This window comes from Nostoc sp. KVJ3 (assembly GCF_026127265.1).
Lineage (GTDB): Bacteria > Cyanobacteriota > Cyanobacteriia > Cyanobacteriales > Nostocaceae > Nostoc.
The window spans coordinates 210,195-226,277 of sequence record NZ_WWFG01000002.1 but is presented as its reverse complement, the minus strand read 5'-3'; the positions used below and the strand labels follow the sequence as shown (position 1 = coordinate 226,277).

The 16,083-nt window shown below is 41.5% G+C and carries 11 protein-coding genes; 3 read left to right on the top strand and 8 right to left on the bottom strand.

All coding sequences use genetic code 11. The features are described 5' to 3' along the window. Positions 1–175: 175 nt before the first annotated feature. Positions 176–1,231, top strand: coding sequence for a magnesium-protoporphyrin IX monomethyl ester (oxidative) cyclase (gene acsF / locus GTQ43_RS17205; RefSeq protein ID WP_265273963.1), 1,056 nt, complete (start codon positions 176–178; stop codon positions 1,229–1,231). Between the two features lie 455 nt (positions 1,232–1,686). Here the strand turns inward: acsF and GTQ43_RS17200 are convergent, their stop codons facing one another. The 7 genes from GTQ43_RS17200 to GTQ43_RS17170 form a co-directional block, all read right to left on the bottom strand. Further along, complete coding sequence (locus GTQ43_RS17200; protein WP_265273962.1) at positions 1,687–2,994, bottom strand: CO2 hydration protein; 1,308 nt, start codon at positions 2,992–2,994, stop codon at positions 1,687–1,689. 134 nt (positions 2,995–3,128) lie between these two features. Then, positions 3,129–4,625 carry an NADH-quinone oxidoreductase subunit M gene (locus GTQ43_RS17195; RefSeq protein WP_265273961.1) on the bottom strand — a complete coding sequence of 499 codons (1,497 nt, stop codon included), beginning with the start codon at positions 4,623–4,625 and terminating at the stop codon, positions 3,129–3,131. Positions 4,626–4,791: 166 nt separating this feature from the next. Beyond that, a complete protein-coding gene (locus GTQ43_RS17190) occupies positions 4,792–5,514 on the bottom strand; it encodes a carbonic anhydrase (RefSeq protein WP_265273960.1) in 723 nt (240 codons plus the stop codon). A 161-nt stretch (positions 5,515–5,675) separates the two neighbouring features. Continuing rightward, positions 5,676–7,553, bottom strand: coding sequence for an NAD(P)H-quinone oxidoreductase subunit F (locus tag GTQ43_RS17185; protein WP_265273959.1), 1,878 nt, complete (start codon positions 7,551–7,553; stop codon positions 5,676–5,678). 347 nt (positions 7,554–7,900) lie between these two features. Beyond that, complete coding sequence (locus tag GTQ43_RS17180) at positions 7,901–8,086, bottom strand: hypothetical protein (protein ID WP_265273958.1); 186 nt, start codon at positions 8,084–8,086, stop codon at positions 7,901–7,903. Between the two features lie 21 nt (positions 8,087–8,107). Further along, entirely contained in the window at positions 8,108–8,335 is a 228-nt protein-coding gene (locus tag GTQ43_RS17175) for a hypothetical protein (RefSeq protein ID WP_265273957.1), read from the bottom strand. Between the two features lie 466 nt (positions 8,336–8,801). Continuing rightward, positions 8,802–10,424, bottom strand: a complete 1,623-nt coding sequence (locus GTQ43_RS17170) for a 2-isopropylmalate synthase (protein WP_414859119.1) — start codon at positions 10,422–10,424, stop codon at positions 8,802–8,804. Between the two features lie 89 nt (positions 10,425–10,513). Between GTQ43_RS17170 and GTQ43_RS17165 the strand changes: the two genes are divergently transcribed. Then, the gene (locus GTQ43_RS17165) at positions 10,514–11,194 is read left to right on the top strand and encodes a GntR family transcriptional regulator (RefSeq protein WP_265273956.1); all 681 of its coding nucleotides are present in this window, start codon (positions 10,514–10,516) and stop codon (positions 11,192–11,194) included. 1,805 nt (positions 11,195–12,999) lie between these two features. On the opposite strand, the gene GTQ43_RS17160 is transcribed toward GTQ43_RS17165, so the two are convergent. Next, positions 13,000–14,700 (bottom strand): iron uptake porin, encoded by a 1,701-nt coding sequence (locus GTQ43_RS17160; RefSeq protein WP_265276477.1) that lies wholly within the window; start codon positions 14,698–14,700, stop codon positions 13,000–13,002. A gap of 253 nt (positions 14,701–14,953) precedes the next feature. On the opposite strand from GTQ43_RS17160, the gene GTQ43_RS17155 reads away from it, so the two are divergent. Continuing rightward, entirely contained in the window at positions 14,954–15,952 is a 999-nt protein-coding gene (locus tag GTQ43_RS17155; protein WP_265273955.1) for an acetamidase/formamidase family protein, read from the top strand. The last annotated feature ends 131 nt before the right edge of the window (positions 15,953–16,083 follow it).

Sequence of the window (16,083 nt, the reverse complement as noted above, 5' to 3'; positions counted from 1 at the left end):
ATGCTGTTGGCGCGTTGGGCTATTTTAGCCTTATCCTTTCCGTCAGTGCCTGAGCGAATCTAGTAGATCGGGCATTTCCTGCTTTACTGAAAGATTGTAAAGAGGTCTAGCAAAATAATCATATTTATTATAACTTGATAACTATAGGACTATTTACTTGCTTACCGCACTATATATGGTTAATACCCTACCCAAGCCAGAAATTAAAACTCCCAGCAAAGAAACTGTACTCACCCCCAGGTTTTATACTACAGATTTTGAAACTGCTGCCAACCTGGATTTGTCTGCTCAGGAGACGGAGTTAAAGGCAATGCTGGCAGAAATGCGGACAGACTACAACCGTCATCATTTTGTTCGGGATGAGGTGTTTAACCAGTCTTGGGAACACATTGAGGGTGAAGCAAGACAGGCATTTATTGAGTATTTGGAACGCTCTTGTATTTCTGAGTTTTCCGGCTTTTTGCTATTCAAAGAATTATCCCGCAAGCTGAAAAATCGCAGTCCACTGCTAGCGGAAATATTTCAACTGATGGCGCGTGATGAAGCTCGCCACGCCGGATTTCTCAACAAAGCAATGGGCGATTTTAAACTCTCCCTAGATTTAGGTAATGTTACTAAAACCCGCACCTATACGTTTTTCCCAATTGAGTGGGTACTCTACACCGTTTACTTATCAGAAAAAATCGGCTACTGGCGTTACATTATTATCTACAGACACCTAGAAAAGCACCCAGAAAACCAGTTTTACCCCATCTTCCAATATTTTGAGAGTTGGTGTCAGGACGAAAACCGCCACGGGGATATATTCAAAGCGCTTTTACGTTCTCAACCGCAACTGTGGAACAACTGGAAAGCTAGGCTGTGGAGTCGCTTTTTCTTGTTATCGGTATTTGCTACCCACACCTTGACAGTTCATGAACGGGCTGGTTTTTACACCTCATTAGGACTTGATGCGACGGAATTTGACCGTGCAGTTGTCTGTAACACTAATGAAACTGCGGGACGGGCTTTTCCTGTGATGTTGAATACCGAACATCCCCAGTTTTTCCCACGTCTGCAACGCTGTGCGGGTTACAACATGAAAATCGCAGAGATTGAGAACAGTTCTGCGCCCAAAGTTGTGAAGCTGATTCGCAAATTACCTTTGATTGCAGCAATTGTTTGGAATCTACTGTTAGTTTACCTGATTAAACCTGTTGATGCTGAGGCTTTGCGGGAAACTGTGCGTTAGAGGATGTTTGAAAAGTCGTGATGGATGTATCAAATATTCTTTCACCCCACCCTAACCCTCCCCTTATAAAGGCTACGGTGTACACACAAGTTATCGAATCACTACAAGTTCTCGAATTACCCCACCCTAACCCTCCCCTTATAAAGGGGAGGGAACAAGATTTTCCGGTTTCCCCCCTTTACAAGGGGGGATTAAGGGGGGTAATTCAACTTGTGTGTACACCGTAGCCTTATAAAGGGGAGGGGACTTGATTTTATTGTTTTCCGCGGCAATGGGGCCAATTAAGGGTACAGAGTAAACTTAGAAAGGGGAGGGGACTTGATTTTATTGTTTCCCCCAATACATCGGGGGGATTAAGGGAGGGAAAAAATCATACCTGATATCACTTTTCAAACAACCTCTTAGATTTAGAAAATGAAACCACCCTGCTTTTTTTAAGGGTGGTTGGGGATCTTTTATCTATAATCTTGACTTTGAATACTCCCTAAACGAGCAGCATCACGAATATTGTAATCTGGTCGAGTAAAGCGATTTAGCTGCATTTCAAAAAAATCTCGATTAGCTTGTAAATGCTTGGGATTGGGGTCATCTAAAGGATATAAAAGTGCAGTTCGCAAGGCTTGAATTACCGCAGAAGTGACGCAATACATTGACCGTTGAAAACTAACTCCCAATTGAATCAACATATCTTCTTCACCCCGGCAATGTTGGCTGTAGTAATCAATAAGATATGGGGGCAAAAAATGCAGCATATCTTGCATTAATAATGTCGGGGGAATGCCAGCAGTACCCACTGGGAATACATCAGCGTAAAGAATACCATAGTGAAAGTCTTTCTGGTCTTCTGGTACTTGACGCGCTTGAGCATTATAAGATTTTGTCCCCCGAAAGGGTGCAGTGCGGTAGAAAACTGCTTCTACATAAGGTAATGCAGCTTCATATAGCCACATAAAACCCTTGGATTTGGGGACAATTTCGTAGTATTGTCCACGAATATAAACGTGATGGTAAATGGGACGACCTGCGATCGCAAATATACCATTAACTATGAAGCTCATTGCCTCTGGGACGCTGCTAATAGTACCTTCGTCATAGCGATCGGACATTTCAAAGAATACTGGGGCCATGATTTCCCAGAATAAGCCCAGATTAGCGTAGTATGACATCTGGCGGCACTGTTCTAAAAACATATCGGGGAACAGCTTGTAAAGTCCCAGCATGACTGGGTTCCCTTGGAAATAAGCTTTGATTGCTCGGTCAGCGTTGGCTTTGTATTCGTCTGAATCTAGGTAAGGATCAAATTGTCCACCCATGCCTCTGTGCCACAACATCGCCCGCATACAAGCTTCAGCAAACTCCATGTTAATGCGATCGTGGAATAAGTGATGCAATAACTTTGGCATTTTGAAAGTTTCACCCTTCTCAATAAATGCCAAAAGTTCGGGATGTGCAGTAGCTTCGCCGCGCCAAATTCGTAAATCGGCATCATCGCCAGCATAATGATTATGTAGTTCTAAATACTCTTTGGGTAAGAAGTATTTAAAGAAAGGAAGCGGGTTTAAAAATTCGCGTTCGGCAATATAAAGCAGGTCACGCCAGTAAAAATCCATCGGCACAGCATAGGCTTTATATAAACCGATGATTTGCATCAAATTTTCTGGAGTATCGGGTAACATTGCCCCACCTGCTTCTAAGCGATGAATTACTTCAGCAAATTCATGTCTGGAAGGTGGTAATTTAATTGCTGTTTTAATTGCTGTCATGGTAATCGTAAATTTGTAGAGACGCGATAAATCGCGTCTGGGGGATAAATTTTGAGACGCGATAAATCGCGTTTGGGGGAATAGATTTTGAGACGCGATAAATCGCCGTCTCTACAAGTGTTTTGATGTATTTTCTATTTCAGGGCTACTTCAGAGATTACGGTTTTTTCTATGGAGGGAATTGCAGCCACCATTGTTGTAGTTGTAGATTCACTCCAACGCACTAACCAAGTGGGTTGTACTCCCAAAAAGATGATAAAAGCTGCCAAAATTAAAGCTGGGATTTTCTCAGACCAAAGGACTTTGGGATAGTAGGCGAAGTTATCGAGTCTGCCAAAACAAGTGCGGTTGAGGAGAATGACAAAATAAACTGCGGTTAATCCACTAGCGACTACACACAAAATAGTCGGGATAGGGAAGGCAGAAAAGCTACCTTGAAAGACGATAAATTCGGCAATGAATCCTGTTAAACCGGGAATACCAGCACTCGCCATTCCACTTAAAACCAGTAAGGCGCTAATTAGGGGTAAACCGCGTATCGGACTCATCAAACCGTTGAGTTTATCTAACTCCCGCGTACCAACTTTGGCTTCTACAACTCCCACCAAGTGGAAGAGGATTGCCAGAATTAGACCGTGACTAAACATTTGAGCGACTGCACCAACGAGTGCTAAGGGTGTACTGGCGGCAGCACCTAGCAAGATATAGCCCATGTGACCAACAGAACTGTATGCTACCATGCGCTTGATGTCTTTTTGAGCGATCGCAACTACTGCCCCATAGATAGCGCTGATTGCTCCCCAAATTGCCAGAGTCGGTGCAATAATGCTCCAAGCATCGGGAAACATCCCCAATCCAAATCGCAGCAATCCATAAGTTCCCAGCTTCGCCAACACGCCACCGAGAAGAATGGCGATTGGTGCTGAAGCTTCAACATAAGCATCAGGTAGCCAAGTATGGAAGGGAACTAAGGGAATTTTAATGCCAAAACCTAATACTATTCCTGCTAGTAAAAGGATTTGTTTAGTTGTTGACAGATTTTCTGTAGAGAATGCATCAAAAGCAAAATTGGTAGAACCACTCAGCCACACCATACCCAAGAATGTCGCCAGAATTAATGCTCCCGAAACAGCAGTATAAATCAGGAATTTAATTCCGGCATAGCCCCGTTTTGCTCCTCCCCAAATAGAAATTAGTAAGTAGAAGGGGATTAATTCTAGTTCGTAGAATAGGAAGAATAGCAGCAAATTTTCAGCGAGAAAAGCACCTGCAACTCCACCACTCACTAATAAAATCATGGAGTAGAACAGCCGGGGACGTTGAGTTTCTTTACTGCTGCTGTAAATAGAAATCCATGTGAGTAGACTATTTAACACCAACATTAATATAGAAAGCCCATCAACGCCTATTTGATAACTCAAGCCAAGGGTTTCATTCCAGGGTAAATATTCTTTAAATTGCATTTCTGGATTGCTGATATCAAATTTTAGCAAGATAAACAGGTTCCAAAAAAGAACTAAACCTGAGAAAATTAATGCTGTTAAACGAATCCGATGATTTGGGATACTTGCAGGTAATATTGCTATAAGAGCGGCGGCGAAAATTGGGAGCCAAATCAAAACACTTAACATGGTAATTTGGGATTTTACAAAATGGTTAATTTAAAATTACTCCTAGTTTCCAGTCGGAGACTGGAAATAGAAATTCCGGGGCTGGCATCTTTATAATTGACGGTGGATCCTTAATGAGATGCATTTTTAGGTTCCACCTAGAAATGAGGTTTAAATGACAAAGAAGCTAATTGAGTATACTTATTTTACCAGTATCTAAATCGTAATAAGCTCCGACTATTTTTAACTTTTCTGCACTGATTAACTCAGATAAAACTGTGGATGATTTCAACTTTTTAACTTGACTCAAAACATTTGCTTTACAAGCGTTTTCTACCTTATCGCCTGATTGTCCTTTTGAGCTTTCTACACTTGGTTTAATTGCTGCCAATAAACTTCCAATTTGCCCTGGTACTTGAGCGCCTTTGATGGCGGCATCTACCGCACCACATCTTTTATGTCCTACGACCATGATGACTTTAGAGCCTAATACTAAGCTGCCAAATTCTAGGCTACCAATTTCTTCTGGCGTTGCAATATTACCAGCGACACGGCAGACAAATAAATCTCCAAGTCCTTGGTCAAAGACAATCTCTGAAGGCACTCGTGAATCTGCACAACCTAAAACAGAAGCAAAGGGCTTTTGACCTTTGGCAACTTCAACTAAACGTGTATAGCTTTGGTGAGGATTTTTCCGTTTTCTTTTAACAAATCTATCATTCCCATCTAATAATTCTTGTAATGCCTTATCGGGAGTGACTTCTTCTTCTGCTGGCGCTGCTGGGGCTGTTTCGGCTGCAAGCAAGTTTGAGCCAAGTCCGACTGTCAATATACCTGTACCGATCGCACCTGCACCAAACTTGAATAAACTTCTTCTGGAAAGATTGATTTGGGGATGTTGTCTGCTCATGGAATTATCTTGCAATATTAAACTGTTAACTTTGAGTAAGATAGTTAGTGCTACCCCAATACGCTTGGGTTAAGGGCTAATGGCAACATTTTTGGGTTTTTGAGACGCGATAAATCGCCGTCTCTACAAGTGTTTTGGGCTGTTCCGAACTATATTGACTGCTACCCAACTGTCGAAATTTGAGAAATCACATTTAAAAACTGGACTCCCCAAAATGGCCAAGCTACCCACATCCCTAAAACGCTAACTCCTATTAAGATGGTGAAGGCATAAAATTGGGTTTGTCCAGAGGTGCTGTATTTTAAACTTTCACCACCCAATAGCGAAAATAAACCAACCAAATTAACGATGCCATCGACTACAAAGCGGTCAATCATATCGGCAAGTTGGGAAATTTTGGCAACGCCAAAAATAATGGTTATCCGATAAAGTTTGGGGGTGTAAAAGTCGTATGCGAACAAGTCTTGTAAACCTTTCCAAGGGAGGCGAATTGGTTTAGGAATATTGCCTAAATAAACCACCCCAGTAATACTGCAACCGGAAATACTCGACCATATTAAAAGTAGGACGACATCTTTATTGAGACTTGCCCAATCGGGTAAAAGTGATAAGCTTTGCAACACTAAAGGAAGATGGAGACTAAAGGCTAGTAAGATTACCATTGGCAAAACCATCGGCCAGTGTGCTTCAGGCGATCGCTGACTCATTTGTGTCGCTTTACCACCAAAAATTAAACCAAATTCTCTGGTTAAACTCACTGCTGTCAAAGCGTTTACCGTTATCACTACTCCCACTAACAACGGTTGCGTTTCCCACAATCCATCTGCTAGTTTCACTAACGCCCAAAAGCTACCGAGTGGTGGAAAACCAATTAACCCCAAAGTGCCGACAATAAAGGCTATGGCTGAAATCGGGCGACGTGTCCATAATCCGCCCAATTGGGTAACATCTTGGGTAATGCTATTCCAAATAATTCCCCCAGTACTCATCACCAATAGGGCTGCGGATATAGCATGGGTGAGTACTAACAACAGTGCCGCTTCGTCTTGTTGCGTTCCCACAGCGATGAATACTAAACCCATGTATGCGCTGACAGAATAGGATTGGCAGCGTTTAAGGTCGATTTGAGCGATCGCAATTAAAGAAGCACCAACTGCCGTCACTACCCCAATAGCTACCATTGCAGAGGAAACTATGGGCGATAGGCTTAACACCGGTTGCAGTTTAATCAGCACCCATGCACCACTAGCAACTACTACCGAGTTCCGTAAAATCGTACTGGGAACTGGGCCTTCCATTGCTTCATCCAACCACAGATGTAGGGGGAACTGGGCACATTTACCCATTGGCCCGGCAATTAAAGCTAAACTTACCAGTGCTATTGTTGTCGGGTTAACATTAGCAGTCGCCGCCCACTTAGCTAGTTCTGGATAACTCCAAGTTCCGGCGAGGGGCCATAATGCCAACACGCCCATCAGCAAAAATAAGTCTCCCACCCGCTTGGTTAAGAAAGCGTCTCTTGCACCTGTGACTACCAACGGCTGGCTAAACCATAAGCCAACTAATAGGTAGGTTCCCAGCGTCAGGACTTCCAAAATTACATAGCTGAAAAACAAGTTATTACACAGAACCAGGGCGCATAGTCCCGCTTCAAATAATCCTAGTAAAGAATAGAAGCGTCCCCAACCCCAATCCATTTCCATGTAACCAATAGCATAAATCTGCGCCAACAAATTCAAGCCAGTAATCACACATAAAGCGCCGACGCTAACTGAGGATATTTCCAAAGCAATGGTAAGGTCTAAACCAGCCGTAGATAACCAAGGAATAAATACTTCTTGGGCTGGCTGATTCCAAGTTGCTTGTAAGGCGATCGCACTATGGACAAACGCCAAAAATGTCATCATCAAGTTTATATAACCCGCCGGTCTTGGCCCGGTTTTCCGAATGATCCCCGGCGACCAAGGAACGGCTAACAAGCCACCTATTAAGGCATAGGAAGGAACTAGCCAAACAGTCTCAAGTAGAAACTGAGCCATCAACTCACCTCTATAGTTATCATCAAAAATTTGGGGTTTTAAATCAACTTGCGTTGATCCCTGTTAACCCAGCAATCACAGATAAGACAAATTTATCTTTTGTTTTTCGTTAAAAACAGCTTACCTTTATATCTGCCAAAAGGGAATTACTTTATCTAAATAAATCTGAGATACTTACTCTAAATAAATCTTATATAATCAATTATTTGAGTAATGAATAATAGCTATTGTTTTTTATCTATGAATTAACCATTAGTTTAATCAATAGTCATTATGAGTTTTTACCTATTGACATAAATGACAAGAGACGCAACTAATTGCGTCTCTACAAGTCAGTTAAATATAAATCATGTTCGAGTAATTTTGTCAACCTGCCAATAATCAGAAATAATTGCGGGTGCTTGGTCAAATTGGCTGATGGGTGCGGGTTTCATATCCCGATAGTCGAGTAGTTGGACTAAGATCAGGTAAGCGATCGCTAAAATAACCGAAATCGCACCTGTAAGAATAGCAATTAATTTTGAACGTTCCATCAGTATTTCCTGCAATACAAGTTATTTTGCTGTGTCTATATCCACATTAATACTTGAGACACACACCATACACTTACTGCCAATGCATTGCTCTGCAATGTTAATGCATCGCTCTGCAATGCCAATACATTGCTGTACAATGCCAATACATTGCTCTGCAATGTTAATGCATTCCTCTACAATGCCAATGCATTCTTCTGCAATGCTAATGCATTCTTCTGCAATTAAAAACTTTAAGATTTCATGCAAAACTGTACTTAAACCACGTCTATCTTGAAACCTGTAGTTCTTCGGCGATGAAAAGGATTAACCCTCATCCCCCAGCCTAGGCTGTTGACTTTGATTTAATTTAGGGTGAGGGCGAAAACTACGGTTCTCAACTTAGATGGGGTTCAATACTGCATAGGTCTTGGAATTTCTTGGTTGAAGCAAGCTGTTCTTGAGCAGGGAGAGAAATGGTTGCTGGCGTTGAGTTTCGCCTCCCCTGCTTCCCCTACCTCCCCTGCTTCCCCTGCCTCCCCTGCTTTCCCTGCTTCCCCTACCTCCCTGCCTCCCCTGCCTCCCCTGCCTCCCTACCTCCCCTGCCTCCCCTGCTTCCCCTGCTTATCCGAGCAGTATTAAGATGGGGTTTAGTTGTGCAATCAAAACTCTTGTAGAGACGTAAAATTTTACGTCTCTACATCATTTGTGGCTGTATTCAGCAACGCATCAGAATCTACCCAGAGACAACAGCAGAGTTCATCTCATCAAAATGGGATCTCTCTGTTTGCAAATAACGATAAAGACGATTCAGGGCGTTGATATGAGCATAAGCTGCGGCTACCACGATATCAGTATCAGATGCTTGTCCAGAGAATATCCGCTCTTGATGTTTCAAGCGAACTGTCACAGTTCCCAGTGCATCAATTCCGCCAGTCACAGATTGGACGGAAAACTCAATCAGTTGATTGGGAATCTGCACCAATTGATTGATTACTTGATACACTGCATCCACTGGGCCAGTGCCTACACTTGCATCCGTGAGGATTTTGCCATCGGGGGTAACAATTGTAATGGTTGCAGTTGGGCAAGTGCAGTCACCGCAGATTACCTGGACGTGTTCAATTTGGAAGCCACTTTCTACTTGAATCTGCGTTTCATCTCGAACGATCGCTTCTAAATCCCAATCTGAGATTTCTTTTTTCTTATCGGCGATTTCTTTAAATCGATTGAAGGCTTTATTTAAATCCGCCTCGTTCAATTCAAACCCCAATTCTTTGAGCCTTGTACGGAAAGCATTGCGTCCAGAGTGTTTGCCCAAAACAATGCGATTTTCTGGTAAACCGATCGCAGCAGCTTCCATAATTTCATAAGTTTCGCGGTGTTTGATGATCCCATCTTGGTGAATACCAGACTCATGGGCGAAAGCGTTTGCTCCCACGATCGCTTTATTGGGCTGAATCAGCATTCCGGTTAATTGGGAAACTAAGGATGAGGTTTTGTAAATCTCCTGAGTCTTAATATTAGTCAAGGGTGTATCGGCATCAACCGGACGACCAAAATAAGGGTTGAAAAATGGTTTGCGAACCTGCAACGCCATCACAATCTCTTCCAATGCGGCATTCCCGGCTCGTTCCCCAATGCCATTAATGGTACATTCCACCTGACGCACACCGTATTCAATTGCTGCCAAAGCGTTAGCTGTCGCCAAACCCAAATCATTTTGAGTATGAATGGAAAGAATCACCCGATCAATATTAGGAACATTTTCTCGAATTCCCTGAATGAGAGTGCCGATTTCCTTGGGTGCGCAGTAACCAACGGTATCAGGAATATTAATTGTCGTTGCACCTGCTGCGATCGCTCTTGACAAAACTTCATAAAGAAACTCTGGCTCAGTGCGACTAGCATCCATTGGTGAAAATTCTACATCGTCTACAAAGGATTTGGCATAAGCAATCATTTCTGATGCGATCGCCAATACTTCGCTGCGAGACTTTTTCAACTGATATTTTAGGTGAATATCAGAGGTAGAAATCATCGTGTGGATTCTCGGACAAGCCGCACCTTTCAAGGCTTCGGCGGCGGCGTGAATATCTTGGCGAATGGCTCTAGCTAAACTGCAAATGATTGGCCCGCCAGGTATTCCGACTTGTTCCGCAATGGTTTTAACAGCTTGAAAATCTCCCGGACTAGCAACGGCAAAACCTGCTTCAATCACATCGACACCAAGGAGAGCTAGTTGATGAGCGATCGCTAATTTCTCTTCTACATTCAGGGTTGCGCCTGGTGATTGTTCGCCATCCCGTAGCGTGGTGTCGAAGATTATTACTCTGTCTGGTTGAGATGCGATGCTCATAACTGTCTCCCGTGGTATTGAAGGGATGTTTAAAAAACTTACTTTGGATATTGTATACAATCTTTTGGATTTTGTATACAATATTCAATATGAACTTAAATGACTTGGCAGCAAATGTGCTGCAACAACAACGCAGTACGCCAGATTTAATTGCCGATGCTTTGCGGGAAGCGATTCTGCGGGGCATTTTTCAGGAAGGACAATCTTTGAGACAGGATGAAATCGCCACTCAGTTTGGCGTTAGTCGCATTCCCGTACGCGAAGCCTTGAAGCAGTTAGAAGCAGAAGGATTGGTAACACTACATCTAAATCGTGGGGCGATTGTGTCGGTGTTGACAGCACAAGAGGCGCAAGAAATCTGTGAGATTCGCAGCGCTTTGGAAGTGAAAGCGATGCAATTGGCGATACCCAAGTTCAAGGAAACAGATATAGAAAAAGCGGCTGTGATTCTGGAAGCGACAGATAAAGCAATTGATGCAGGTGTGTTGGCAAAACTCAACTGGGAATTCCATGCGACGCTGTACGCCACTGCTGAACGTCCTCGGTTATTGGCGATGATTAAAACTTTACATATTAATTGCGATCGCTATGTTCGCGTACAATTGGTAGAGATGGATTACCAAGAGCGATCGCAAAAAGAACACTATCAACTCTTAGATGCTTGTCAAAAGCAGGATACAAAAGCTGCTATCAGGTTACTAAAACGACACATTGACACCGCAGGAGAACAGCTAATTGCATACTTGCAGCAAATTGCTCAGAAGCGCTGATTATTAAACGATCTACCAGAACAGAATAAACAGGAAATTTCCACTATCCTGTTCAACGTGAGTTCAACAAACGGGAGCATCCCAATTTGGCAAAAATAAAAGAATCCAGATTATTCGCGAGGTCGCATCGCGAATAATCTAGGGATTTAATCAAGTGGTTCTTCTGACTCTTGCTCAGATCCAGAACTAATGTCTAGTAGACAATCATCCAGAGCATGAATTCTTCTCTGTATTTCATCCGAAATAGAAGGGAGCATCCCAATTTGGCAAAAATATACCGAACTAACGCGAAAACCCTTTTAAATTCTCTTACCTTCGTGTCCTTTGTGGTTTGTTTTTTATCCTAAGAGTGAAAGTCACAATCCCGTATGTAAATTAAACTTGCACATTTGGGATTCTCCCTTTACTTTTGCCTTTTTACTTTTGTCTTGTTGTACTATACCTTTTGAGTAACTATTAATTTTCGCTGATAATAAAATTTATAGCTGATCAAAACATCCAATTACAGAGAAATTAATATTCGTGTTTAATTGGTAAGTATTTGGCAATTTGGCAGGTAGTGATTAGAGTATTTTGATATATTGGAGAAATTACCAAGATGTTTTTACTTATTATACACAGGACGGGTTAACCCCCGTCTTCTTTGTTGCTCATTATTTGTTTGGCATTTTGGCATTACATTACAATCCAACTGTGATATATTAATTAGCTAGAATGCAAAAGATTAAAACATTGAGAGTCGCCTAAAATACTATTCTTTTTGTTTATTTTCTTTGCTAGCCTTACAAATTATAGAATTTTATTTGTGCTATTTTTCCAGAGTCCAAGGTGTATTGCCACTTTCAAGCTATTTAGACGGGATAAATCATCCCGTCTTTTATTTTGCTTGCTAATTAGAAAAATCGCTTTCATGTAAATTATGGGTGTGAAAATACTTCTAATTACATTACTATAGTAATCATATTTTAAACCGCAGAACCCCGATTTTTCGAGAATTAGAGGATCTTGTTTCTGTATATTTGATTCAGGATTAGTAAAAGTATTTAAACATAATTAATTACAAAATGTTATTGTAAATACTACTTGCAATGACTGTAAATGTTTTTGTTTAGGTACTTATCTTTACTATAGGAATCATATTTGATTTTTGAACAAGATTAGGTATTGTAGGAGAGCCAGTGCGTTGCGGTGAATCCAGCGCTGTAGGCGGGTTTCCCAACCTAGGCGACTGGTGAACCCGAAGGGAGGTTCCCTCCGTTGTAGCAACTGGCTTTGTGTTAGAACGCAGTTCGTAACGCACCATTATTGAGAGTTTGATGCCGTACTTTCTGTGTTAACACGCGACTACGTATTTTTTCAGAAATCAACCCAGATTCCTATATCTAAATTAATCTGTCGTAGCCTTTAGTATGTGGTAAATTAATTTTCTACTTCGGGTATTCGGTGATACCAAGGCAATCCTGTACCAGATTTCAGGATATTTGCACACATCCTATAGGGAGATGCTTTATGAATATGATAAGGAGTAAATTGATTTGGGATGTTGTTATGCAATGGATTTATATATAGGTTTAGCTCACCGCTAAACCCTTTTTTATATGTATTTAGACATCTGCAAAAATGAATGTAGAGACTTAGCAATGCTAAGTCTCTACAAAAATTATAGATAACGCATATCTAATTTCACCATCTATTGAAAATTGGACATTGGGAATTAGAAAATAGATTTTAATTGTTTGTCATACCCAATTGATTATAAGCATTTCTTAATACTTAAGTTATATAATATTTCTCTATCAGCAGAGTTAAAAACTGAAAGTACTTCGCAGAATGCCGATGGTAACTGAGTCACTATCTGGTGTATGACCAGGCTGCAAGATATGAATTATTCCTGGTGTAATGCTGATATTATCTGTTAGCTGGAAACGATAAAATGCCTCAATTTGAGTGGTAGTCCCTGGTTGTCCACCTGCACGTCCTAAACCAGTATTGATAAAATCAGGGACATTATTCCCTATAGGTAAGTTGCTACTGGTGATTTTAGGAGGTTGACCGACATAAATTCCCCCCAAATTTCCTTTAGCAAATAAATCAGGTAAATTCAGAAACACCATATAATTTGTCGTCTCTACATTTCCTGATTGCCCAGGAATGTAAGACTTAGTATAACCACCCCACGCACCGGCGCTAATGCGTGGAGAAATTTGCCAAGTTACAGTCGCACCCACAGCATTGGTTTGCAAAGGTGCTGATTTTTTGGTAGTGGTATTAACTGTAGTTAAGCATTCATCGCCAACAAAGGTTAGTAAACAACCATCTGAAGAGTAATTGTTAACGTAATACAAACTTAAATCTAGAGTATCTGTTGGTGTTAGCAGTAATTGCACCCCTGTAGTGGTGGTTCCATCAAATAAACCGCTAGCTTTACCGGGATTTCCTGGTTTATAACTTGTATAAATTGCCTGTAAACTAGCACGTTTAGCAAATTGCCAATCAATAGCTATACCGCCATGACCGTATCCCATATTTAAAATTGGGTTTCTTTGGGCAAAGTAAGACAATGGCCCGGTTGCAGCACTTTCGACACGATTGGGGCCTCGGAAAGCAGATGGCATACTTACGCCTTCTGTTCCTACCATCACGGCTAATTTATCTGTCACCAGCCAATGAAAATTGAGGTCACTTACAATTAAGTTATCTGTAGGAAATTCGTAGCCAAGTAAAACATCATTCCGAGAAACACTATTAGTAAATCTCGGTGAAGTTTTTCCCTTGCCATCGATAAGACCTGTAAACAAGTAACTACTGGGAGTGATTTGGCTAGTTAAATATAGTTGCGCCAGGGATATAACATTAGTGTTTGTCCCTGCGTCATTTGTATCTTTTTTTCCATCTCTCGGATTAACATCACCACGATTGTTAGTCCGTCCTTGAATGCCAACTATCAGTAGTCCACTAAGTTTGGTTGTTGTTGAGAATTGATTGGCTTGGAGTTCGGTGGTTTTGGCTTCTAAACTATCGACACGACCCCGTAAGGTTGCTAACTCAGGGGTAAATTCTGACTGCAATTTTTGTAATATTGCTAAATCTTCGCGGGTGACTAAATCACTGGTGCCTGTAGTAATTAATTCATTGACTCTATCTAAACAAGCATTCACTCCGGCGGCGAATTCATACCGAGTTAAGGCACGATTACCGCGATAGCTGCTATCTGGATAGCCGGCTATACAACCATAGCGTTCCACCAAAGATTGTAATGCTTGGAATGCCCAGTCGTTAGGTTGTACGTCCTTGAGTTGAGAAACCGATGTAACTTGTGCCATCGGATCTTTAGAGGATAAGGGAATAATATTATCGCTCTTAACTCCTAACTCCTGTTCAGACGCGATTAATCGCGTCTCTACTCCTAACTCTTGAGTATTTCCCGTTTCTTGATTTATATACTCTTGTGCTAGTGCTTTTTGTGCAACTCCATTTACTCCCGCAATTAGTAACCATGCGAGCATCCAGGTTTTGCGATGACTGCGGTTAATAGGTCTAGCTTTCAACTTTTTACACTCTTCACATACTTAAGTGAAGAGTGTATTCGGGATTATCTAGTTTTCACCTGGGAACATTTACGGATTTCGTCTTAAATTAGACTTAAGTTTTGAGAGAATTTTGGATATGGAGGCTCTGCATCTGAGAATACATCTCTAGGCTGGGAGTGGGGAGTTTTTTCAAAAATCAAATCATAGTCCTATATACTTAAGAGCGGTAATGACTCACTACATTTTAAAAGCTACCAAGGAAACTGTGCATCTGGGTGGTTTCTCTCATCTACTAGAACCAGTACTCACTATTAATTCAGGTGACACGGTTGATGTAGAAACTTATACTGGTTACTACGTTTACGAGCAAGCACCACCTGAGTTTGTGACACCAGAATTTCTCGATATCTGCCAAAATCTTGTACCAGAACGCAAAATTGCTGGGGGGCCGCATTTGCTAACAGGGCCAATTTATGTGTGCGATGCCGAACCAGGAGATGTTTTAGAAGTACAATTAGATGCGATCGCACCTCGTTTACCTATCGGCTTTAATGCCATTCGTACAGGTTGGGGAGCTTTACCAGATCAGTTTCCTCAACCTGCTTTGACATTTATTCCTCTAGATTTAGCAAACAATATCGCTGAATTTTCAGTGGGTACTGGCATAAAAATTCCCCTCAAACCGTTTTTTGGAATTCTTGGTGTCGCTACTCCAGAAACCTCTCGAACTTCTGTCCCACCAGGTTGTTACGGTGGCAATATCGACAACCGCGAATTACAAGCAGGTTCGCGTTTATTTTTACCTATTTTTGTACCTGGTGCATTATTTTCTATTGGTGATGGCCATTCTGCACAGGGAGATGGCGAAGTAAATGTCACTGCTATTGAAACTTCTATGAACGGTAGAATCACCCTCAAACTTCACAAGGATTTACAACTGAAAACACCAATGGCCGAAACTCCAACTGATATCATTACAATGGGTTTTGCTCAAACCTTAGACGAAGCTTTGGAACTGGCTTTAAAAAACATGATTAATTTTCTGGAGCGCTTTGCAAATTTATCACCAGAAGATGCTTATGTATTGTGTAGTTTAGCTGTAAATTTTCACATTACTCAAGTTGTGAACAGTCCCCACAAAGGTGTGCATGGAATGCTACCCAAATCAATTTTCTCTCATCTTGACTTTCCCCAAAATAAGAAATCGGTTTTCTTGATCCGGCCATAACTCTGGCTTTTTAGTCCTAATTCTGGCAGAATTTCGTATTTATTGGCGATGCCTCTCAATGCTGTTCGGTTAAGGCAAGAGACGCGATAAATCGCCGTCTTTACAATAATCAGTCCTTCGTTCTGACGGCG

Coding starts and splice junctions, on each gene's coding strand:
- GTQ43_RS17185 (WP_265273959.1), bottom strand. CDS start 7,553: ATGGCTCAGTTTCTACTTGAGACTGTTTGGCTAGTTCCTTCCTATGCC.
- GTQ43_RS17165 (WP_265273956.1), top strand. CDS start 10,514: ATGAACTTAAATGACTTGGCAGCAAATGTGCTGCAACAACAACGCAGT.
- GTQ43_RS17180 (WP_265273958.1), bottom strand. CDS start 8,086: ATGGAACGTTCAAAATTAATTGCTATTCTTACAGGTGCGATTTCGGTT.
- acsF (WP_265273963.1), top strand. CDS start 176: ATGGTTAATACCCTACCCAAGCCAGAAATTAAAACTCCCAGCAAAGAA.
- GTQ43_RS17200 (WP_265273962.1), bottom strand. CDS start 2,994: ATGACAGCAATTAAAACAGCAATTAAATTACCACCTTCCAGACATGAA.
- GTQ43_RS17160 (WP_265276477.1), bottom strand. CDS start 14,700: ATGCTCGCATGGTTACTAATTGCGGGAGTAAATGGAGTTGCACAAAAA.
- GTQ43_RS17155 (WP_265273955.1), top strand. CDS start 14,954: ATGACTCACTACATTTTAAAAGCTACCAAGGAAACTGTGCATCTGGGT.
- GTQ43_RS17195 (WP_265273961.1), bottom strand. CDS start 4,625: ATGTTAAGTGTTTTGATTTGGCTCCCAATTTTCGCCGCCGCTCTTATA.
- GTQ43_RS17170 (WP_414859119.1), bottom strand. CDS start 10,424: ATGAGCATCGCATCTCAACCAGACAGAGTAATAATCTTCGACACCACG.
- GTQ43_RS17190 (WP_265273960.1), bottom strand. CDS start 5,514: ATGAGCAGACAACATCCCCAAATCAATCTTTCCAGAAGAAGTTTATTC.